The 22,095-nt window shown below is 53.5% G+C and carries 19 protein-coding genes; 9 read left to right on the top strand and 10 right to left on the bottom strand.

Annotation, left to right across the window (positions count from 1 at the left end; all coding sequences use genetic code 11):
- The 6 genes from ACTF5M_RS09430 to ACTF5M_RS09405 form a co-directional block, all read right to left on the bottom strand.
- Positions 1-686, bottom strand: a 686-nt coding sequence (locus tag ACTF5M_RS09430) for an aminopeptidase P family N-terminal domain-containing protein (protein WP_438960763.1), incomplete at its 3' end; no start/stop codon positions are given.
- The gene (cobT, locus tag ACTF5M_RS09425) at positions 686-2,566 is read right to left on the bottom strand and encodes a cobaltochelatase subunit CobT (protein WP_438960762.1); all 1,881 of its coding nucleotides are present in this window, start codon (positions 2,564-2,566) and stop codon (positions 686-688) included. The genes ACTF5M_RS09430 and cobT, both read right to left, overlap by 1 nt.
- 112 nt (positions 2,567-2,678) lie before the next feature.
- Positions 2,679-3,665: a cobaltochelatase subunit CobS gene (gene cobS / locus ACTF5M_RS09420; RefSeq protein WP_438960761.1), complete on the bottom strand. Its 987-nt coding sequence runs from the start codon at positions 3,663-3,665 to the stop codon at positions 2,679-2,681.
- A 94-nt stretch (positions 3,666-3,759) separates the two neighbouring features.
- Positions 3,760-4,857 (bottom strand): methyl-accepting chemotaxis protein, encoded by a 1,098-nt coding sequence (locus ACTF5M_RS09415; protein WP_438960760.1) that lies wholly within the window; start codon positions 4,855-4,857, stop codon positions 3,760-3,762.
- A gap of 45 nt (positions 4,858-4,902) precedes the next feature.
- Positions 4,903-6,108, bottom strand: a complete 1,206-nt coding sequence (locus ACTF5M_RS09410) for a hypothetical protein (RefSeq protein ID WP_438960759.1) — start codon at positions 6,106-6,108, stop codon at positions 4,903-4,905.
- 90 nt (positions 6,109-6,198) lie between these two features.
- A complete protein-coding gene (locus ACTF5M_RS09405) occupies positions 6,199-6,828 on the bottom strand; it encodes a DnaJ domain-containing protein (RefSeq protein ID WP_438960758.1) in 630 nt (209 codons plus the stop codon).
- A gap of 87 nt (positions 6,829-6,915) precedes the next feature.
- Here ACTF5M_RS09405 and ACTF5M_RS09400 point away from each other — a divergent pair, with 87 nt between their 5' ends.
- Entirely contained in the window at positions 6,916-7,176 is a 261-nt protein-coding gene (locus ACTF5M_RS09400) for a BolA family protein (RefSeq protein WP_438960757.1), read from the top strand.
- Here the strand turns inward: ACTF5M_RS09400 and ACTF5M_RS09395 are convergent, their stop codons facing one another.
- The 3 genes from ACTF5M_RS09395 to pepN all read right to left on the bottom strand — a co-directional run bounded on the left by ACTF5M_RS09395 (position 7,177) and on the right by pepN (position 11,812).
- Positions 7,177-7,506, bottom strand: a complete 330-nt coding sequence (locus ACTF5M_RS09395) for a DUF4177 domain-containing protein (protein ID WP_438960756.1) — start codon at positions 7,504-7,506, stop codon at positions 7,177-7,179.
- A gap of 31 nt (positions 7,507-7,537) precedes the next feature.
- Positions 7,538-9,049 (bottom strand): Asp-tRNA(Asn)/Glu-tRNA(Gln) amidotransferase subunit GatB, encoded by a 1,512-nt coding sequence (gene gatB, locus ACTF5M_RS09390; protein ID WP_438960755.1) that lies wholly within the window; start codon positions 9,047-9,049, stop codon positions 7,538-7,540.
- A gap of 153 nt (positions 9,050-9,202) precedes the next feature.
- Positions 9,203-11,812, bottom strand: a complete 2,610-nt coding sequence (gene pepN / locus ACTF5M_RS09385; protein ID WP_438960754.1) for an aminopeptidase N — start codon at positions 11,810-11,812, stop codon at positions 9,203-9,205.
- Positions 11,813-11,959: 147 nt separating this feature from the next.
- Between pepN and ACTF5M_RS09380 the strand changes: the two genes are divergently transcribed.
- The 5 genes from ACTF5M_RS09380 (at position 11,960) to ACTF5M_RS09360 (ending at position 17,234) form a co-directional block, all read left to right on the top strand.
- A complete protein-coding gene (locus ACTF5M_RS09380) occupies positions 11,960-13,471 on the top strand; it encodes an FAD-binding domain-containing protein (protein ID WP_438960764.1) in 1,512 nt (503 codons plus the stop codon).
- A 1-nt stretch (position 13,472) separates the two neighbouring features.
- Entirely contained in the window at positions 13,473-13,637 is a 165-nt protein-coding gene (locus ACTF5M_RS09375; RefSeq protein WP_438960753.1) for a DUF2256 domain-containing protein, read from the top strand.
- A gap of 101 nt (positions 13,638-13,738) precedes the next feature.
- Positions 13,739-15,898, top strand: a complete 2,160-nt coding sequence (locus tag ACTF5M_RS09370; protein ID WP_438960752.1) for a malate synthase G — start codon at positions 13,739-13,741, stop codon at positions 15,896-15,898.
- A 19-nt stretch (positions 15,899-15,917) separates the two neighbouring features.
- Positions 15,918-16,346, top strand: coding sequence for a GlcG/HbpS family heme-binding protein (locus tag ACTF5M_RS09365; RefSeq protein WP_048597899.1), 429 nt, complete (start codon positions 15,918-15,920; stop codon positions 16,344-16,346).
- Between the two features lie 135 nt (positions 16,347-16,481).
- On the top strand, positions 16,482-17,234 hold the full coding sequence (locus tag ACTF5M_RS09360) for a gamma-glutamyl-gamma-aminobutyrate hydrolase family protein (RefSeq protein WP_438960751.1): 753 nt from the start codon (positions 16,482-16,484) through the stop codon (positions 17,232-17,234).
- A gap of 3 nt (positions 17,235-17,237) precedes the next feature.
- On the opposite strand, the gene ACTF5M_RS09355 is transcribed toward ACTF5M_RS09360, so the two are convergent.
- Positions 17,238-17,687 carry a GNAT family N-acetyltransferase gene (locus tag ACTF5M_RS09355; protein ID WP_438960750.1) on the bottom strand — a complete coding sequence of 150 codons (450 nt, stop codon included), beginning with the start codon at positions 17,685-17,687 and terminating at the stop codon, positions 17,238-17,240.
- Positions 17,688-17,895: 208 nt separating this feature from the next.
- Here ACTF5M_RS09355 and ACTF5M_RS09350 point away from each other — a divergent pair, with 208 nt between their 5' ends.
- From ACTF5M_RS09350 to ACTF5M_RS09340, 3 genes are all read left to right on the top strand, one after another.
- Positions 17,896-19,470: a Re/Si-specific NAD(P)(+) transhydrogenase subunit alpha gene (locus tag ACTF5M_RS09350; protein ID WP_438960749.1), complete on the top strand. Its 1,575-nt coding sequence runs from the start codon at positions 17,896-17,898 to the stop codon at positions 19,468-19,470.
- Between the two features lie 13 nt (positions 19,471-19,483).
- Positions 19,484-20,917: an NAD(P)(+) transhydrogenase (Re/Si-specific) subunit beta gene (locus ACTF5M_RS09345; protein WP_438960748.1), complete on the top strand. Its 1,434-nt coding sequence runs from the start codon at positions 19,484-19,486 to the stop codon at positions 20,915-20,917.
- A 204-nt stretch (positions 20,918-21,121) separates the two neighbouring features.
- The coding region (locus ACTF5M_RS09340) for a DUF3422 family protein (protein WP_438960747.1) at positions 21,122-22,095 on the top strand (974 nt) is incomplete at its 3' end.

Below are 22,095 nucleotides of genomic sequence, written 5' to 3'. Positions count from 1 at the left end.
GCATGCAAAATAGCAAAGGCTTGGACAATAGGGTTGCGGGGAATGTCGCTGCCGCGAATGTTCAAAAGCCAACAAATGCTATCTGGGAGCGTTAGTACCGCAGCGCTGCGACCCGCTCTTGATAACTCAGCCGCCAAGGCACGACATTTTTCACGGGATGTTTTGCCGGCAAGATCTTCGGGGTAGGCGATAACTTGACCCTGCGGCCTGTCAGGTTGGTCCGCCCAGATATTGTCGATCAGGTTCTCGGTCGCGCGCAACGCAATGCCCGATCCGTCCAAGGATTTGATTAGCGCTTCAATCTCGCCGGCGGTGTGCAGCCAAGGATCATAGGCAACCGTATTGCCGCTCTTGAGCGTGTCGCGCAGCCATTCATGGCGGGGCGTTTCGGTGCTCAGGATCACCTTAAAGTCATCGGCGCATTGGGTGCGCGCTTGTAACGTGTAGCGCCCATCAACCAACATCGTGGCTGAAGTCGCGGTTACAATACATTCACCCGCAGAGCCTGTGAAACTTGTTAGCCAGCTGAGCCGTGCATCGTGATCATTTACGTATTCGCCTTGATGGGCGTCGGCGCGTGGCACAAGGAAAGCGTCCACCTTTGCGCGCTGCATTTCACTCCGGAGTGCGGCCAATCGTGGCGGTCCGTCTTGGGGGCGTGTGCGCGTTACAAAAGCTTGATGCATTATCCGGCTTTCCTCATTCCCAGTGCTTTGGCGCGTGCGCGTGGGTCCGTGTCAAACAGCGAAGCCAGTTGTTCGGTCATCGCGCCAGCCAGTTGTTCAACGTCCGTGATCGTGACCGCGCGATCGTAATAGCGGGTCACATCGTGCCCAATACCAATCGCAACCAGTTCAACTGCCTTGCGTTTTTCAACCATAGCAATCACGTCGCGTAAGTGTTTCTCAAGATAGTTGGCTGGGTTGACGGACAAGGTCGCATCATCAACGGGCGCGCCGTCTGAAATCACCATCAATACTTTGCGTGCTTCTGGTCTTGAGATCATGCGCCGATGCGCCCACTCAAGCGCCTCGCCATCAATGTTCTCTTTCAGCAAGCCTTCTTTCATCATGAGGCCAAGGTTAGGACGCGCTCGGCGCCATGGTGAATCAGCCGATTTATAAATGATGTGGCGCAAATCGTTTAGGCGGCCTGGCTGCTGTGGACGCCCATCCGCGAGCCAGTTTTCACGGCAAAGCCCGCCTTTCCACGCCCGCGTCGTGAACCCGAGAATTTCCACTTTAACCTGACAACGCTCAAGCGTTCGCGCCATGACATCCGCACAAATTGCTGCAATTGAAATGGGCCGGCCGCGCATTGAGCCAGAGTTGTCGAGAAGTAGTGTTACGACCGTGTCGCGGAACTCGGTGTCCTTCTCAACTTTGAATGAAAGCGGGGTGGTCGGGTTCGCAATCACGCGTGCCAAGCGGCCCGCATCCAAAGTGCCTTCTTCAAGATCAAATTCCCAGCTTCGGTTTTGCTGTGCTTGAAGGCGGCGCTGAAGCTTGTTCGCAAGGCGCGAAACCGCGCCCTTCAAAGGGTCAAGCTGTTGGTCAAGATAAGCGCGCAGTCTTTCCAACTCGGCAGGCTCGGCAAGATCTTCGGCACGAATTTCTTCGTCGTGTTCTGTCGACCAAGCCTCATAGAGGGGGTCTGCATCAGAGATGGGCTGAGGCGACGGCGGCTCAGTAGGGGCTTCGCCTTCGGGCATCTCTGTCTCTTCGCCCATGTCTTGGTCAGCAGCGTCATCAAGTTGAACCGATGACTGCGCAGCGTCTTGTTGCTGTTCTTGGCTTTGCTCAGGGTTGGCTTCGGCTTCCTCCTCACCAGTGTCATCATCCGAGCCGGTGCTATCAGGCTCTTGGGGGTCTTCAGATGCGCCGTCGCTGTCGTCTGCTTCGTCATCTTCAAAGTCGTCAGGATCATCACCAAGCTGATCGCCGTAGCCCAAGTCATCAATAATCTGACGTGCAAACTTCGAGAAACTTTGCTGATCTTGGAGCATGTCTGACAGATTTCCGAGAGTGCCACCTGCGCGGTCCTCGATAAAGCCACGCCAAAGCTCCATAACATTTTGTGCGCCCGCAGGAAGTGGGCGACCCGTCGCGAGATGTCGGATCAGGTAGCCCGCAGCAACCGCCAGGGGAGCTTCTGCAGGTTCTTTGATCTGATCATAGCCTTTGCGCAGCGCGTCATTGGTAATTTTCACATCGATATTCGAAGCGGTGCCTGGCATGTACTCGGCGCCGACAGCTTCAATCCGAGCCGTTTCCATAGCCTCGTAAATATCGCGGGCCATCTGTCCATCTGGAACGTAACGGTTGTGGGTTGATGGATCGTGAAACTTATGGCGAAGTGCCAAAGCATCTGCAGTGCCACGCGCCAGCAGTACCTCATCGCGTGTCATGCGACGGCTGATTTGCGGAAGACGGATCGTTTCGTTTGTTGCCCCTGGCTGGTCGACCGAAAAACTGACGGACAACTCCGGGTCGTTCGCCATTACTTTTGTGGCCTCGGCTAGTGCCTTTTTGAACGGATCCGCGGGGTTGTCATTGTTTTTCGTCATGATCAGCAACCTAGTGCGATTGGCGTAGGGCACAATCGAAATATTGAGCAACAATTTGGGTGTTGGCGGCGTCCCATTGGGACGCCTGTTGGCCGATGGTCAGCCCTTTTCCTTAACCCACGCTGGCGTTCGCAGCACTTTCAGGAAGCTCTTCGTCAAAGCAGCGTTGGTAGAATTCGGCGACTGTCTGGCGTTCGAGCTCGTCACATTTGTTCAAGAACGACAGTCGGAAAGCATAGCCAACGTTACCAAAAATCTCAGCGTTTTGTGCCCAAGCAATGACTGTGCGCGGGGACATAACTGTTGAGAGGTCACCGTTCATAAACGCCGTACGCGAAAGGTCTGCAACCTGCACCATTTGTTGAAGTGTTTTGCGTCCGTGATCGGTGTCGTAGTAAGGCGATTTGGCAAGAACAATCGCAGCTTCTTTTTCAACAGATAAGTAATTCAACGTTGAGACGAGTGACCAGCGGTCCATTTGACCTTGGTTGATCTGCTGCGTGCCGTGATACAGTCCCGTTGTATCGCCCAAACCTACGGTGTTGGCTGTTGCAAAGATACGAAAATACGGGTGCGGTGTGATCACTTTGTTTTGGTCGAGCAGTGTAAGCTTGCCGTCTACCTCCAACACCCGCTGGATAACGAACATTACGTCTGCACGACCGGCGTCATATTCATCAAAAACAATTGCAGTTGGCGTGCGAAGGGCCCAAGGCAGAATGCCCTCTTGGAAATCAGTGACCTGCTTGCCGTCACGCAACTTAATCGCGTCTTTACCAATCAGATCAATTCGGCTGATGTGGCTGTCGAGGTTCACCCTCACAGAGGGCCAATTCAGGCGCGCCGCAACTTGCTCGATATGGGTTGATTTGCCAGTGCCATGATAGCCCTGAATCATCACACGGCGGTTATGTTCGAACCCCGCGAGGATTGCCAAAGTTGTATCGTGATCAAATTTGTACGTAGGGTCCAATTCCGGCACGCGGTCAGAGGCTTCTTCAAACCCGTGAACCACCATATCCACGTCGATACCAAATGTTTCACGAACCGAAATTGGTTTGGTGGGCGTAGCTTCAATATCGATCATTCCGTCAGCCATCTGAAAGGGTCCTACCTACGTCTTGTCATGTTGTTGCGTCGTTGGGTGCAACATAATCCAAGTCTCGGCAAGGGCTAGGGCTAAAATACTCCCGTTAGGCCGCGCCCGCATCCGCATAGGCAGATGCGCCTCCTCCGCTTGTGCTTGGGTCGCTGTGTTGGAAGACGGAAATTGCGCCTTGGATGTTGGCCACTTGCGATTTTAGGTTCTGCGCAGTTTCGCGTCCCGTGAGTGCAATATTGGCGTTATGCTGCGTGAGTTTGTCTAACGCTTCAAGGGCAGTCGAAATTTCGGTAAGGCCATCCACTTGCACTTCACTACCTTCACGCAAATCGCCAAGATTTGCGGACATTTTCTGAACTTGGGCCAAAATATTGGTCAGCGCGTCACCCGTGTTGCCTACTAAGGCGGCACCTTTTGTTACATCGCTGACGTTCGTTTCGATCAGCGTTCTGATATCGCTAGAGGCATTGGCCGAGCGCTGTGCCAGCGCACGCACTTCTGTTGCGACTACAGAGAAACCTTTGCCCGCTTCGCCGGCGCGGGCGGCCTCAACCGACGCATTGAGTGCAAGAAGGTTTGTTTGAAGCGCGATTTCATCGATCACGCCAACAATTTTACTTATTTCACCAGATGAGGTTTCAATGTCCCTCATCGCATCTACAGCTTTCGAAACGACGTTACTGGCGTTTTCGGCCTCCATAGAGGTGGTATCTGCAAATCGGCTGATGTCACCAAGTGTTTTTGTGGATTGGTCAACGCGGTCTTTGATCTGCAGCATGGCAGCTGTGGTTTCTTCCAGAGCACTTGCCTGCTGTTCAGCGCGTTTAGCCATGTCGTTTGAGCTAAGCGTCATATCGGCGGACTGGTGGTCAAGCTGTGAGCAGTCTGTTTGAATGGTGCTCACCAATTGGGCGAGCGACTGTACCGTTTCGTTTACGGTTTCTTGCAGCCTTGCAAAAGCACCGTGGAAAGTACCCTCCATACGCGCCCCTACGTCACCTAATGCCAAACGCTCCATGACAAGGCCCGTAGTTTGTAGTCCGTCTTCAACTTGAGCGACCAGCGCATTGATGGAGGCGGCTACGTTTTGCAAATCACGGTCTTCAAACTTGGATACGATCCGTTTTGTGAAGTCGCCGTCTGACGCAGCATCCACCACATTCGCGATGTCGGCGCGCAACCTGACCATTTCAGCATTTTCAACGGCTATTCGCTTCGCCTCTTTTTCTCGCTGTTAGCGTTCTTTCTTGAGTTTCGCTTCACGTTGCTGGGCATTTGCTTGCTCAAGCTCGATCCGCTTGTTGGCTTCTTTTGTATTCTGGAGTGTCAGTTCCTTGGCGCGCGCCCCTTCTTTACGCAGAACATCCAATGCGCGGGCGATCTGACCAAGCTCGTTTTTGCGGTCTAACCCGCTGACCTCTAGGTCGAAATCACCGTTTGCTACGGCCATCATTTCTGAAATTGAGCTTGAGATGTCGCGCCGCAAGTTGGCCACGAAAGCTGCCGAAGATATCAGCCCGAACAGAAGCACAGCGCCGGAGGCGATGGCGAACGTAAGGACTGAACTGTTCTTTTCGGCTGGAAGCTCGGCCCGGTTGGTCGTATCAGCTTTTGCGCTCTGTTGTATAAGTTGAGCAAGTATACTACTCGCGATGATGTTATGACTATCGATTGTCGTGTAAAGGCTGCGTCGCTCCGTGCGAGACGCGGTTAGTTGATCAATCACTGTGACATAGCCGCTGAGCAGCTTTTCGACTTCAATTGCGAATACTTGATAAGGCTTGTTTTGGGTCCGTTGGATAATTTGAGAGACATTATCAGTAGAAGTCGCGAGCAATGCGCGGGCGTCTTCAAGCAGTTCAGGATTGCCGGTCGCGAGAAAGTCACGCACGAAGGTTTGCGCCTTCATGGCATCAATGAGCGCCAAGTTACCACGGTATGCGGAAAAGCTGTCACCAATTGCGTAAGCTGCCTCGATAACGGCCTTTGTTTGCTTGATTTGTTCGTCCCCAATGTCGCGTAGCGACGTGTCAGCTTCTTTGAATTTAGTTTGGGCTTGTTTCAGTGCGACAACATCAGTGTCGAACGCGTTTAATGTCGTATTCAGTTCAGCCAGCTTACCGGTAATGTTTGATGCCGAGCCGAGTGTTTGTTGTAGGATTCCCACTTCGGTCTGAGTGGTGTCAAGCTGGGCAACCAGTTGCTCTAGCGTGCCTATGGAAGGTGAGGCGTTGTAGGTGCGCAGGGACGCGTCAACGGCAGTATATTTGAAGCTAAGCGCATCAACCCGAGATAATTGGTCAGTTAGCTGAAAATAGCGGTCCTGTTCGTCCCCCTGATGCTCTGTCTTGAAAATACCAAAACTAAAGACTGCGAATGCCAAAATTTGTAGGACAATCATGCCCCCCATAATTTGACGTCCTAAAGACCAATGCCGCATATCGAACCCCACGCGTTTGTGTTACGTGGGGAGCCCTAGCAGAGACGTACTTTCGAAAAGGTTACCAGAGCAGAAGTAAGCAGCACAGATTTACTTAAAGTTGCGGCTATCTTTGATCTGATCCCACGCCCAGACAACCTCTTGTAGCTTGTCTTCGTCTGAACGGTCGCCTCCGTTCATGTCGGGGTGCAAGATCTTGATAAGTGCTTTGTAAGACCTACGAATTTCTGTCTTGGTCCAGTGGTCCTTGGCTTCTAAAATCTCGATCGCGCGGCGCTCGGTTGGGGGCAGGCGGCGCGTTGTTGTCCCGGATGTTCGTCCAAGGTTTTGCGTGGCGTTCGCTCCCAAAACTTGGTGTGGGTCATCGACCCCAAGACGCGCCCATGCGCGCTGTTCATCAGGTGTGCGGAAAGGTTTTGTTTCGCGGTCCCAAACCCGATCTTTGTCCATTTGCTCGGCAAAGCTTTCTTCGGATGTGCCGTCGAAAAAGTTCCACTTCAGATTGTACTCACGCACGTGATCTTTGCAGAACCAAAAGTAGTCGTCCAAAATGTCGGGGCTTTTAGGGGCGCGATATTGACCGCGTTCTTCACAGGCCGGTCGATCGCATACGCGGGTAGATGTTTCCGATGCACCAGACATCCCACGGCGTCCGCGCGGGTTCTTTTTCTTTGCAGAAGATACAGACATATCAAAGCCAAATGGATCGTCTTTTTTCATCTTCAACATCCTTCAGAAAGTGGTGTTCGACTCGGAGCGATAAGAATAGTGTTTTGACAGCGAGGCGAAAGGGGTGAAATTAAGAATATGACGAATAGAATGACACGCAAAGAACGGATCGAGGTGGCTCTTCAGGCTTTGTCCCCAGAGCAGTTGGTCGTGGAAGACCAATCAGAGGCACATCGCGGTCATTCAGGCTATCAAGATGGCGGCGAAAGCCACTTTCATGTGATCATTAAGAGCGCCGCATTGACGGGTAGCCGAATTGCAAAACACCGCGCTATCCATGCTGCTGTTGGCGCTGATTTGATGGCTGAACTTCACGCATTCTCGATTGATATAAAGTAGTCAGGGCGTTTCACTATCGCTGGTATCAGTCTCGAAAATATTGTCGTCAGGCTCTGATTTGCTTGGCGCTGCCAGTGATTGTTCGTGCGGCGCGTCGTCTACGGGGCGCCTGAAGACAAGCATGTTGTGGTAGACCGTTACACGCCCGGTCAACCCGCTCCGTTCTTGCATGGGAAGGGTGTCAGAGCGTTGATATTCCCACCCGCTGAGCGCCAGATCATTGATCATTTCCTGAACGGTAAACGCAAGCCGTCCCGCGCTACCCTTGCTGCCACGGTTGCGTTTTACCTTTGTCGGGGCAGGCAGAACTTTATACTCAAATTGAGGCATGACGCACGTCTCTCCCACATACGGTGACGGTTTAGCCCTGTAGTTTGCGGGCAACCAATTCGTTCACAGCTTTCGGGTTTGCTTTACCGCCTGTCGCCTTCATGACTTGGCCAACAAACCAGCCGGCAAGTTTGGGGTTTTCCTTGGCTTTGGCGACTTGGTGAGGGTTAGCAGCGATGATCTCGTCAACGGCTTTTTCAATAGCGCCCAAATCAGTAACCTGTTTCATGCCGCGTTCTTCAACAATGACGGCAGGATCGCCGCCGTCTGTGTAGACGATTTCAAACAGGTCTTTTGCGATCTTGCCGCTGATGTCACCCTTGCTAATCAAAGCAATCACGCCGCCCAGTTGCTCAGGGCTGACAGGACTTTCGGTGATGTCTTTGTCGTCTTTTTTGAGGCGCCCAAACAGTTCGTTGATCACCCAGTTCGCCGCAAGCTTTCCGTCTTGGCCCTCAGCAGTTTTTTCAAAAAATGCCGCATTTTCTGTATCAGCTGTCAGCACAGATGCATCATAATCGGACAGCCCGAAGTCACTGATAAACCGTGCCTTTTTGGCATCTGGTAACTCGGGTAAATTTGCGGCCAGATCGTTGACCCATGATTGCTCAATTTCGAGGGGGAGCAAGTCTGGATCAGGGAAATACCGGTAATCGTGCGCCTCTTCTTTAGAACGCATCGAGCGTGTTTCGCCTTTGTCTGGATCATAAAGACGAGTTTCTTGTGTAACACTACCGCCATCTTCGACGATTGCGATTTGGCGGCGTGCTTCATATTCGATCGCTTGCTGAATAAAACGCAGTGAGTTCATGTTCTTGATCTCACAACGGGTGCCAAGATGGTCAAAATCTTGGGTTTCCATGTATTTCTCGTACGCGCCGGGACGACATACAGAGACGTTTACATCTGCACGCAGGTTGCCGTTTTGCATGTTGCCGTCACATGTACCGAGGTAGCGCATAATCTGGCGCAGCTTACTGACGTAGGCAGCGGCTTCTTCGGGGCCGCGAATGTCGGGGCGGCTGACGATTTCCATCAGGGCCACACCTGTGCGATTAAGATCCACGAAACTCATATTTGGGTCCATGTCGTGGATTGATTTTCCGGCATCTTGTTCAAGGTGGATACGCTCGATGCGCACAACTCGTGCGGTGCCGTCACCGAGCTCGACCAGAACCTCACCTTCGCCCACAATAGGGTGGTAGAGTTGAGAAATTTGATAGCCTTGCGGCAGATCAGGGTAGAAATAGTTTTTGCGATCAAAAGCCGAGTAGAGATTGATATTGGCCCGCAAACCAAGGCCCGTGCGCACAGCTTGGGCGACACATTCTTCGTTAATGACCGGCAGCATACCCGGCATGCCCGCATCAACGAATGCAACGTTGGCGTTTGGCTCTGCGCCGAACTGTGTGGAGCTTGCAGAGAAAAGCTTTGCCTTTGTCGCGACCTGAGCGTGGACTTCTAGTCCAATCACCAGTTCCCAGTCATGTTTCGCGCCTGCGATCACTTTGGGTTTGGGGGCGGTGTGGCTCAGATCCAACATAGACGTATCCTCTTGGTTTTCGACAACGCTTCTAACGGTGCCCGTAACCAGGAGCAAGTGAGCACGGTCCAGTCAGCGATGGGTTTGTGTATTATTTCTAGCATTGGGCCGAGGTCCATTGGTTCGCAACCACGGCAGCGCCCTTAAGAATTGCTACCCAAGTATCCGCGTTATCATTTCTGTGGTGTCACTGCTTAGGTTGGGCGTTGACAGAATGCGCTTCATTTCAACGCGCATTTTCTTGCCGCGGGCGCTGTCCCACATGGCCCATGTTTCAAATGCGGAAGTCATCCGTGCTGTGGTCTGTGGGTTGATGCCATCCAGCGTAATAAGCCAATCGGCCAAAAGCGCATACCCGCTGCCATCCGCCGCATGAAACCCTGCAGTATTTGCGGCAAGTGCACCGAGTGTCGCGCGGAACCTATTGGGGTTCTTGACGTTAAATGCTTCATGTTCTGTGAGCAACCTAGCGACTTTGCTGGCGTCAGCAGGTGCTGCTTGGCCGATCTGAATGCCGAACCATTTGTCGATGACTAGCCGCTCTTGGGCCCACTGTTGGTAAAAGGCCTCAAGAGCTTTGGTGGCATGCTCGGTGCCAATAAGGCAGCCCAGTGCCGTGAGTTGGTTTGTCATCTTGTCGGCGTTGGCGTGCTGTTTTGCAGCCTCGGCACCGCCATCAAGACGCGTAATCAGCCCTAAGATACGACCACAAAGCGCGCGTTTGCCTGATTGCTCCGCATCCGGGCGGTAAGCTTGCGTAACTTGATGCTGCGCAAAGAGTCTTTGCAAGCTATCTTGCGCGGCCTCCGCAAATTGCTGGCTCAAAGTTTCGCGCGCATCATAAATTGCTTGTGGGTCCGGTATGTGCCCTTCGGATTTAATGTGCGTGGCGATGTCCATCGTGGAAGGTAACGCGCTGGCCAGTGCGCGAAACGCAGGCGCGCGGTCTTCGCTGCGAAGGCTTAAGCACCACGCATCGACGTAAGCATCGGACGGGGTTTTGATGCCGCGCGCCATGTCGCCAAGAGTGTTCAAGGCCAAGTTCCGGCCTGCTTCCCACGCGCTGAATGTGTCGCTGTCATGGGCCATCAGACGCAATAGGTCATTCTCGCTTTGACCTGCGTGCAAAATGATTGGCGCGGCAAAGCCACGGTTGAGCGAAAGGGTGAGGGCGTCGGGCGCGTCGTTGTTTTGTTGATCGCTGGCGGATGCGGTGCTGTCTTGCCAAACCGGTGTGGTGGTGCGGGTATCGATCATCCAGCTTTGTGCGGTTTCGTTCAGCATCAAGACATTGGTAGGCGACAGGTCGCGACCATCTGCATCAATCAACCCAACTGCTAAGGGGATCGGAAGTGCTTCTTTGTGCTGTTGCTGCGCAGAAGGGGGCGTTTCTTGGCGTGCTGTAAGCGTCAACTGACTGCCCTGCCATGATTGTTCTATGGTCACATGCGGCGTGCCCGATTGGTGCCACCAACGAGAGAAACCCGCCAGGCGCGGATCATTATCGCCAAAGCAGGCAAAGAAATCCTCAATCGTGACGGCCTGCCCATCGTGCCGTTCGAAATACTCAGTCAGGCCTTTGTAATAGTCCTCTTCGCCCAAGATCGTCATCAACATGCGGATGATCTCGGCGCCTTTTTCGTAGATTGTAGCCGTGTAGAAATTGTTGATCTCTACAAAACTATCAGGGCGGACTGCGTGGGACAGTGGGCCAGCGTCTTCGCGAAACTGCCTGCCGCGTAGGGCGTTTACGTCATTGATGCGAGCGACAGCAGGATCACGGGTGTCTGCAGTGAACTGCTGGTCCCTAAATACAGTAAGCCCTTCTTTTAGGCATAGCTGGAACCAGTCACGACAGGTGATCCGGTTGCCAGTCCAGTTGTGGAAATATTCATGGGCGATAATTGCCTCAATACGCTCAAAGTTGGCATCGGTTGCTGTTTCTGGGCTGGCCAACACCGCGGAGGAATTGAAGATGTTCAGCCCTTTATTTTCCATGGCGCCCATGTTGAAGTCATCGACGGCAACGATATTGAAGATATCCAGGTCATAGGCGCGCCCGTAAACACGCTCATCCCACATCATTGAGGCCTTCAGCGCCTCCATCCCAAATGCGCATTTGTCGATGTCATCTGCACGCACATAAATATTGAGCGCCACATCGCGGCCTTCGGATGTTGTGAAGCTGTCTGAATGTGCGATCAGATCACCGGCAACAAGTGCGAACAAATACGCGGGCTTTGGCCAGGGGTCGTGCCATTCGGCCCAACCGTCACCACTGTCTGTTGGGTTACCGTTTGATAATAGAACGGGCAGATCAGACATGATGCGAACGGTGAAGACCGACATAACGTCGGGCCGGTCTGGGTAATACGTGATACGGCGAAAGCCTTCGGCCTCACATTGCGTGCAAAACATTCCGTTGGACAAGTAAAGTCCTTCAAGCGCGGTGTTAGACTGTGGATCAATCTCGACTTCCGCTTCCCAGATAAACGGTGCGTCAGGCACATCCGCAGTAAGGCCATCGGGTGTGATGCTGACATCGACAGGTTGGCCATCAATGCGCGCCGATATCAGTTTCATGTGTTCGCCGTGTAGATGAAAGGCGCGGTCCGCACTTTCTGGGTTAGGGCGAAATGCTATTTTTGAGGTCACGCGTGTTGCCGTTGGATGCAACTGAAACGTCAGGTGTACGCTGTCCACAAGATACGCGGGAACTGTGTAGTCAGCCAAGTAAATGGTTTGGGGGCTTGCATCTTTCATGGGGTGTCCTTGCGCACAAATGTGTCAGCTACGTTGCCCTCAAACGTAGGCCGAGGCGTGATGCGGAGCAAGTCGATCCGACGTATTTGATAGACATTCATGCTTGTCCATATGTTCGCCCGCCTTACATCCCGCTGCGTGGACCAAATGATAAATATTTTGTGGCTCAAGCGTGATCTGCGCGTTGCCGAGAATCCCGCACTCGCTAAGGCGATGCAGGGTGACCATCCTGTTGTGCCTCTCTACATTGTGGAGAGGCAATACTGGCAGCTGCCCGATACTTCGGCGCGGCAATATGCATTTTTGCGAGAAACTCTGCACGAGCTTGCCAAAACACTAGCCGGGCTTGGCGCGCCGTTGATCTTGCGCGTTGCAGATGCGGTTCAGGCTCTTGATGAACTGTCAAAGACATATCAGATTAATCACATTTTTAGCACGGAAGAAACGGGAAACGCATGGACGTTTCGGCGGGACCAGCGGGTAGCTGCGTGGGCCAAACATACGGGTATTGCGTGGACGCAGGTGCCCCAGTTTGGTGTAGTCCGTGGCCTGCGCTCTCGGGATGGGTGGGCGGCCAGTCGAGAGAAATCTGTTCGGTTGGCTCAGATTGATTCCCCCGTTGCCATGCGGCCTCACGGTGTGGAAAGCCAGCGTATGCCAAGCCTTTCGGACCTCTCGTTAGTGGATGATTGCCCGGACCGACAGGCCGGTGGGCGCGGGTCAGCATTGTCGTTGCTCGGTGGGTTTTTGGCAGAGCGCGGCCAGTCTTACCGCGCTGCAATGTCATCACCGCTTGAAGGGGAGTGGGCCTGTTCACGGATGTCGCCGCATCTTGCGCTGGGCGCGCTTTCGGTCCGTGAGGCGGCCCATGCAGGACAGGCGCGGAGCCGTGAAGTGGCAGGTACTCGGTCAGGGTGGAGCAGTTCATTGCGCAGCTTTCAGAGCCGCTTGGCATGGCGCGATCATTTTATGCAAAAGCTCGAAGATGCACCTCGGTTTGAGTATCAGGCTATGCATTCGGCCTACGAAAACCTTAGGCCAAAACAGGTTGATGCTGACCGACTTCATGCATGGAAAACCGGACAAACGGGCATTCCATTTGTTGATGCTTGTATGCGGTATTTGATCCACACCGGTTGGCTGAATTTTCGGATGCGATCGATGTTGATGTCCGTCGCAAGTTACCACCTTTGGCTTGATTGGCGCAGCACGGGCCCGCATTTAGCGCAGATGTTCACAGATTATGAGCCGGGAATTCATTGGAGCCAGGTTCAGATGCAATCTGGCACGACCGGTATCAATACGGTGCGGATGTATAATCCGGTTAAACAGGGGATTGATCAGGATCCGAACGGAATATTTACACGCCGCTGGTGCCCTGAATTGGCACAGGTACCTGATCGCTTTTTGCACGAACCTTGGCGTTGGGACGGTGCGGGCACAGTTGTTGGCACGTTATATCCTGAACCCATAGTTGATTTGCCGCAAGCTGCGCGCTTTGCCCGCGACCAAGTGTGGTCAGTCCGCAAGGGCGCGGCCTTTCGCAATGAGGCGAAAACAATCGTCAAAAAGCACGCCAGCCGCAAATCAGACCGTGGATTTCAGCGCGATAAAGCCCCCAAAGATCCGGATACACGCCAAATGAGCTTTGATATTTGATATGCCAAAAATGCGAAAGAAATCTGACCTTCCCTCAAAATCATGTGCACAGTGTGGTTTGCCATTTAACTGGCGAAAAAAGTGGGAAAAAGTGTGGGATGAGGTCCGTTTTTGCTCAGATCGGTGTCGGCGCGATGCCAAGTCAAAACCACGTTCAGTGAAGTAAAACTTAATCGACAGTCAATATTTCTCGTTTGCGAAGGGGCCGTCAATCCATCAGGGTCCGGCCAACCCGAAATTCTAATGACTTGCCTAGGAGGGCACCTCATGACCGACACAAACCAAAACCGCTTGCAACGAGCAGGGCTGGATGTTGACGAAACACTGGCGATATTTCTTGAAACATCCGCCCTTCCGGGTACTGGCGTTGATGCCGATACATTCTGGGATGGTCTCGCAGGCCTGATCGCCGACATGGGCCCAAAGAATGCAGCGATTCTGGCCAAGCGCACAGACATCCAAGCAAAGCTCGATGCATACCATATTGAGCGCCGTGGAACGGACCATGATGCGCAAGCCTATCAGCAATTTTTGACAGAGATCGGCTATCTTGTACCAGAGGGCGATGATTTTGCGATTGAAACTGCGAATGTGGACCCTGAAATCGCAAGCATCGCGGGTCCTCAGTTGGTTGTGCCGATCAACAACGCACGCTTTGCGTTGAATGCCGCAAACGCGCGGTGGGGCAGCTTGTATGACGCATTCTATGGCACTGATGCCTTGGGCGACCTGCCTGCAGCGGGCGGCTATGATGAGGCGCGCGGATTGCGCGTTGTGGCAAAAGCCAAGGCACATCTTGATGTTGCAGTGCCACTTGCTACCGGCTCATGGTCAGATGTGACTGGTCTGAACGTTGAGGGTGGCGCGTTAAGCTGTGCGATCGCAGGTGGCGTAGTGGCTCTTGCGGATCCCGCGCAATTTGTAGGTCACAAGGACGGCTCACCGACTGAAATTCTGCTTGTGAAGAATGGCATGCACATTCGCATTGTGGTCGATGCAGAGCATCAGATCGGCAAGACTGATCCCGCAAACATTGCCGACGTCATTTTGGAATCTGCACTGTCGACCATCATGGACTGCGAAGATTCCGTGGCGGCCGTGGATGGTGTGGACAAAGCGCTGGTTTACAAAAACTGGCTCGGCTTGATGAAGGGCGATCTTCGCGAAGCTGTAAGCAAGGGCGGTAAGTCTTTCGACCGCGTATTGGCTGATGATCTGGAGTTCACAGCAAAAGACGGTACTGTGCTGACCTTGAAAGGGCGCGCGTTGATGTTGGTGCGCAACGTTGGCCACTTGATGACTACGCCCGCGGTACGGGATGCCAACGGCAGCGAGATTGGTGAAGGCTTGCTTGATGCGATGTGCACCACGCTGATCGCGATGCATGATCTAAAGCGTGGGGGCGGTAACTCGCTGCACGGCTCGGTTTATGTTGTGAAACCTAAAATGCACGGACCCGCGGAAGTTGCTTTTGCAGACGAGATTTTCACCCGCGTCGAAAGCATCTTGGAGCTGCCGCAAAACACGGTGAAGCTTGGCATTATGGATGAAGAGCGCCGTACATCAGTGAACCTGAAGGAATGTATCCGTGCTGCAAAATCCCGGGTGGCGTTTATCAACACTGGCTTCTTGGACCGTACGGGTGATGAAATTCACACATCTATGGAAGCAGGCCCGTTCATGATGAAGGGCGATATGAAAGCTACCCCGTGGATCGCGTCTTATGAAGATCGCAACGTGGATATCGGTTTGGCTTGTGGCCTGCAGGGTAAAGCGCAGATTGGCAAAGGTATGTGGGCGATGCCGGATCGCATGGCAGACATGATGGATGCCAAGATCGGTCACCCAAAATCAGGTGCAAACTGCGCTTGGGTTCCATCTCCAACGGCTGCGACGTTGCACGCGACGCACTACCACCACGTAGATGTTTTTGCGGTGCAAGTTGATCTGAAAGCTGGCGGTGCGCGCGGCACATTAGCTGATCTGTTGACCATTCCAGTGGCTGACAGCACCCAATGGAGCGCAGAGCAAATTCAGCAGGAGATCGAAAACAACGCCCAAGGTATTTTGGGATATGTTGTGCGGTGGGTCGATCAAGGCGTTGGGTGTTCAAAAGTGCCAGACATTAATGACGTGGGCCTGATGGAAGACCGTGCAACATGCCGTATTTCCAGCCAAGCGCTTGCAAACTGGTTGCATCACGGCGTTGTAAGCCGTGACCGCGTCATGGATGCGCTGCGCAAAATGGCGGCTGTGGTTGACGGACAAAACGCAAATGATGCGTCCTATATCCCGATGGCACCCGACTTTGATGGTGTTGCTTTCAACGCTGCATGCGAGCTGGTATTTGAAGGAACGAAACAGCCATCCGGCTACACAGAGCCGGTTCTCCACGCGCGCCGTCTCGATCTTAAAGAAACTCAATAAAAGAACAGGAGCCTGACAAATGGCTGAGATTTCAATTCGTAAAGCACGTCAAATCATCAAAGGCACTTTTGCCAAGGGCCGCGAGATGGAGCTGAAGCCGCTTTCTGTCATCGTTTTGGATGCTGGCGGTCACGTCAAAGCGTTCGAGCGTGAAGATGGTGCGGCACCAGGTCGTTTTGCCATCGCGCAGGGCAAAGCCTACGGCGCTGTCATGCTTGGCATGGCAGGCACAGCTCAGATGGCGCGTGCAGAACAGCAGGCGTATTTCATGGCCGCGGTTAACGGTGTTTACGGCGGTCAGGTTGTTCCTGTTCCGGGCGGCGTTTTGGTGCGCGACAAAAAAGGCGCCGTTATTGGTGCTGTTGGTGTCACAGGCGATACATCTGACAATGATGCAGAGGCCGCATTGGCAGGCCTTGCGCTGGCGCAGCTCGAGGGCGAAATCTAACGCACATCGAAGGGGCCAAGCCCCATATGACGTAAAATGAAATGAGCGTGCAGGCAGAGGTGCTTGTGCGTTCATTATCTTTCGCTTTGCGGTTTTGTAACTAAAGTAAACGTACGCATCAACGAGAGGGATTCTATGCAACGTCCAGTGATTGGGGTTATCGGTAACTCGTATCTGATCAATGATCAGTATCCTGCACATGCGGCGGGCGCGATGACTTGCGAAGCTGTTGCCCGTGTGTCTGTTGGCTTGCCGTTGATTGTCCCATCTGATCCGGAGCACGTCACTGTCGATGACCTGATGGCGACCTGCGACGGCTTTGTGTTCACCGGTGGGCGGCCCAACGTGCACCCGGAAGAATACGGTGAGGCGGAAACACCTGCCCATGGCACTTTTGACAGATGTCGTGACCGGATTGCTTTGCCGCTTATTCGGGCGTGTGTTGAAGCAGGCCTGCCGATCTTGGGGATTTGCCGTGGGTTTCAGGAAGTAAACGTGGCCATGGGCGGCACGCTTCACCCTGAGATCCGTGATCTGGAGGGGCGCGATAACCACCGAATGCCGCCTGACGGTTCTCTCGAAGAAAAGTTTGCGATGCGCCACGAAGTGACGTTCACGGAAGGTGGCCCGTTTGCAAAGCTGATGGGGCGGGCCAAGGTCATGACCAATTCGTTGCACGGGCAGGGGATCAAAACCGCGGGTGACAGGATTGTCGTTGATGGTTGGGCGCCTGATGGAACGCCGGAGGCCACTTATATCAAAGATGCCAGGGGCTTTACGTTGTCAGTTCAATGGCATCCGGAATATCAAGCGGACAAAGACGCAGTTTCGAAGCCTTTGTTTGCAGCGTTTGGGGATGCGGCACGCGCATACCGCGCAGAGCGTTAGGAATTAACGACTTAGCTCCATCACAAAATTGGTCATCCCCACCCCACGCTTTTCCACCCGTTGCGGGGTGATTTCGCGCCAGCCGTGGTGCAAAAAGAATGGCCGCGATAAGTGGCTTGCCTCAGTATAAAGTGGACCTTTTGTTTGCAGTAAGACGCTTTCGTAAAGCACTGTGGCCACACCTTGGCGGTGATGGTCGGGGGCTACAAAGAGCAAATCCAGATAGCCGTCCTGTAATACTGTTATGAAACCAACGATCTGGTCCGTGACTGCCATTAGGGCGCACGGGGCTTGAAGTGCGTGTGCGAATCCCAGAGGCATTTCTTTGAATGGCGCCCAAGCGTGCCGTTGCGGTGCAGAATAAGCAGGCTGCGCGCCTTCGTGAACGGCGTGATAAAACACGTCGTAACACGCTGCGGCGTCCGTATCTTGGATATTTTTGATCTTAATCACGGCGTCTTTCAGAAAGATTTTGGCAGTCTAAATCGTACGTAACTGGGCCCTTAGGAGTTTAACAAATAGCCGCTGGTGCACTAATTTGACACATCACAGCACTGTTAGCGCGCACATCTCTTGCGCAATATTATTTCAATGGGTAGTGCCAAATGGACTCAGCGTATTAGGTTAGGGTCATAAATCTTACTGAAGGGAAACGCACCAGATGATAATTGGCGCACCAAAAGAAACTTTTGAGGGCGAAGCCCGGGTCGCAATGACGCCCGATAGCGCGCTCCAGTTGCAGAAACTTGGGCATTCGTGCGTGATCGAGACGGGGGCCGGCGCAGCTGCGGGGTTCTCTGACGACGCGTATGCGACTGCAGGTGTCGAGGTGGTGAAAACCGCAGCGGCGCTGTGGAAAGCTGCCGACGTGATCGTCAAGGTACGTCCGCCCTCTGATACAGAAGCCAAACGATTGAGCGCGGAAAAAACGCTGATCTCGTTCTTCTATCCGGCAGCAAACGAAAAGTTGATGAAGAGCTTGGCCAAGAAAGGCTCAAGCGTCATCGCCATGGATATGGTGCCGCGCATCAGCCGCGCGCAGAAAATGGACGCGCTCAGTTCAATGGCCAACATCGCAGGCTACCGCGCGGTTATTGAAGCGGGTAACAACTTTGGCCGATTTTTCACAGGTCAGGTCACGGCTGCTGGTAAAGTGCCGCCCGCAAAAGTCTTAGTTGTGGGCGCAGGTGTTGCAGGTTTGGCCGCGATCGGGACGTCCACTTCGCTTGGCGCCATTACTTACGCGTTCGACGTGCGCCCCGAAGTGGCAGAGCAGATCGAGAGCATGGGCGCTGAGTTTGTCTTCCTTGAATTCGACGACAGCGAATTGCCCGATGGCGCAGAAACAGGCGGTTACGCGCCGCCCTCATCGCCCGAATTCCAAGTAAAGCAGCTTGAGAAGTTCCGCGAGATCGCTCCTGATATCGACATCGTTATTACGACTGCTCTGATCCCCAACCGCGCGGCGCCACTTTTGTGGACTAAAGACATGGTTGAGATGATGAAGCCCGGGTCTGTCATTGTTGACTTGGCGGCAGAGAAGGGCGGCAACTGTGAGTTGACCGTCATGGACGAGAAGATCGTTTCCGACAACGGCGTAATCATCATTGGCTACACGGATTTCCCAAGCCAAATGGCTGCTCAATCTTCGACGCTTTATTCAACGAACATCCGCCACATGCTGACGGATCTCACCCCTGAAAAAGACGGTGTGATTGTTCATGATATGGACGACGATGTGATCCGCGGTGCAACTGTTGCTCACGCAAGTGAGGTCACGTTCCCGCCGCCCCCACCAAAAGTGGCCGCGATTGCGGTTCAAAAGAAAGAACCGATCAAAGAGCTTACTGCGGACGAAAAACGCGCGCTTGAGACCGAAGCGTTTAAAAAGCAAACCAAAACCCAGGTTGGCCTTTTGGCTGCCGGTGGTGCTTTGCTATTGGCGATTGGTCTTGTCGCGCCAGCCAGCTTTATGCAGCACTTCATTGTGTTTGTGCTTTCGGTCTTTGTGGGCTTCCAAGTGATCTGGAATGTATCGCACTCGCTTCACACGCCGCTCATGGCGGTGACCAATGCGATTTCGTCGATCATCATCTTGGGCGCTTTGACGCAAATAGGATCGACGTCTGGCATCGTTGTGGTGCTTGGTGCGCTGGCGGTCTTTATGACTGGCATTAATATTTTTGGCGGGTTCCTCGTCACACGGCGCATGCTTGCCATGTTCCAGAAATCTTAAGAGGGTTAGAGACATGGAATATGGTTTCACAACAGCGGCATACGTCGTCGCGGCCGTTTTGTTCATCCTCAGCCTTGGGGGACTATCGGGTCAAGAAAGCGCCAAGCGCGCGGTATGGTATGGCATCGTCGGCATGGCGCTTGCGGTCTTTGCAACGCTCATCGGGCCGGGGTCAGGCTACTGGGCGCTGTCGATCATTTTGATCGCAGCAGGTGGCGCGATTGGCTATCAACTCGCAACCAAAGTGCAAATGACACAGATGCCCGAATTGGTTGCTGCAATGCACAGCCTTGTTGGTCTGGCTGCGGTATTCGTGGGCTTTAACGCCGATATTGAACTGACCCGCGTCTTGGCAATGGATTACACCGCTAAAAAAGGCCTTGAGGGTTTTGCAGCGCTTTTGGCCAAAAAGTCATCTGTCGAGGTCTCAATCTTACGTGTTGAGTTGGTCTTGGGCATCTTCATTGGGGCAGTGACGTTCACAGGCTCGGTCATTGCTTACGGCAAGCTTGCGGGGCGGGTGGATACATCCGCGACCAAATTGCCCGGGGGGCACATGTTGAATGCGGGTGCTGCGTCGCTGTCTGTGCTGTTCGCGATCATGTATTTCAACGGTGGCGGCATGTTCATGTTGGTGCTGGTGACGTTGCTGGCGCTTTTCATCGGCTATCACTTGATCATGGGTATTGGCGGTGCTGACATGCCGGTCGTTGTTTCAATGCTCAACTCCTATTCAGGTTGGGCAGCTGCCGCGATTGGCTTCTCACTTGGCAATGACCTCTTGATCGTTGTGGGTGCGCTTGTTGGCTCGTCTGGTGCGATCTTGTCTTACATCATGTGCAAAGCGATGAACCGTAGCTTTATCTCGGTCATCTTGGGCGGCTTCGGTGGCCCCGCAGGTGAGCAGATGGCAGTCGAAGGTGAGCAAATCGCAATTGAGGCCGACGGTGTAGCGGCTGCATTGAACGACGCAGACAGTATCGTGATCATCCCAGGCTACGGTATGGCAGTTGCGCAGGCCCAACAAACGGTCAGCGAGTTGGTGCGTAAGTTGCGCGCCAAAGGCAAGAACGTTCGCTTTGCGATCCACCCTGTGGCGGGCCGTTTGCCCGGGCATATGAACGTCCTCTTGGCTGAAGCCAAAGTGCCTTACGACATCGTTTTGGAAATGGATGAAATCAACGACGACTTCCCTGAAACAGATGTTGCGATCGTGATCGGCTCAAACGATATCGTCAATCCGGCGGCGCAAGACGACCCCAACAGCCCAATCGCAGGCATGCCTGTGTTGGAATGCTGGAAAGCCAAACAAGTGGTTGTCAGCAAGCGCGGGCAGGGCACTGGTTATTCTGGTATCGAAAATCCGCTCTTCTTCAAAGAAAACACACGGATGTTCTACGGTGACGCCAAGCAATCCTTGGATAAACTGTTGCCAATGATCGACTGATCTTTGAACGATTTAAAATGACAAAAGCCGCGTTCCGCCATTTGGAGCGCGGCTTTTTCTTTGCCCACGGGAGGCCGCAAAACGTTCCGATATGCCAAAGTGCATACATTCGTAGACTGAGATTGTTGAAAATAAAGGGGTTTTTCTGTTTGCGAACAGGCGCAATCCTCCTACGTTGACTAGCAACTAACTAGGACAGACCCAATGGCCCCGATCACCGACCACCAATTGCGCTATGATTTGGCCAATGAACTTCACGCGCGCCCTTTTCCATCGCTTGATGCGCCGTGCACGGCTGTGTTTCTGGCAATCAAGCAGCCGGCCAATGCTGTTGCACGGGACCGAAGTGCCGACAGGGCCCATCTTGTGGATTTGCTTGATCGGTACGGTGCAGCACACCCGCCCCCAGATGCGACGCATTTTTACGGCCAGATTGGTCGCTTCACTCTGAAGTGGGAGCAGCATACGGAATTTGTGACCTACACGGTTTTTGAGGAAAGCGACCGGGGCAATGCGTTTGATCCTGTTGCATTCGATGTGTTTCCCAATGATTGGCTGGATGCAGCCCCCGGTGTGCGGCTGACTTCGGCTCTTTTTCACATAGCGCCTCGTCCTGCTGATGATGTTATCGTCAAAAACCTGCAGGATTGGTTTGTCCCCGAAAGCCTTGCGGTCAGCCGCGTGCTCGATGACGCAGCAATTATTGCGGGTGATTTCCGGATCGATCCGGCGGGGCACATGCGGTTCGCGATTTTTGCGGATGATGATACGGGCAGCCGCCGAATTGGCCGTGTCGTGCAACGCCTGTGCGAGATTGAGATGTATAAATCGGCCTCCATGCTGGGGCTGGCACGAGTCAAACAGTTGGGTGCACGTATGGGCGCTTTGGAGGCGGATCTGTCTTCGATGGTCGGTGCGATGACCGATGCGAATGTGGATGCGGACACCACATTGCAGCAGCTTTTGACGATTTCAGCAGAGCTGGAAAATATGATCGCTAAGTCAACATTTCGCTTTGGTGCGACGGGCGCCTATGAAGCAATCGTAAACCAGCGGATTGATGTGCTACGTGAAGAACGTTTTAGTGGTCGCCAGACATTTGCGGAGTTCATGATGCGCCGCTTTGACCCTGCGATGCGCACGGTCAAATCCACCGAAGCACGTCTACAGGCAATGGC

The organism is Nereida sp., from assembly GCF_965655635.1.
In the GTDB taxonomy this organism is placed as follows: domain Bacteria; phylum Pseudomonadota; class Alphaproteobacteria; order Rhodobacterales; family Rhodobacteraceae; genus Nereida.
The sequence above is the reverse complement of the archived record's forward strand: the minus strand, read 5'-3'. Positions and strand labels throughout refer to the sequence as shown.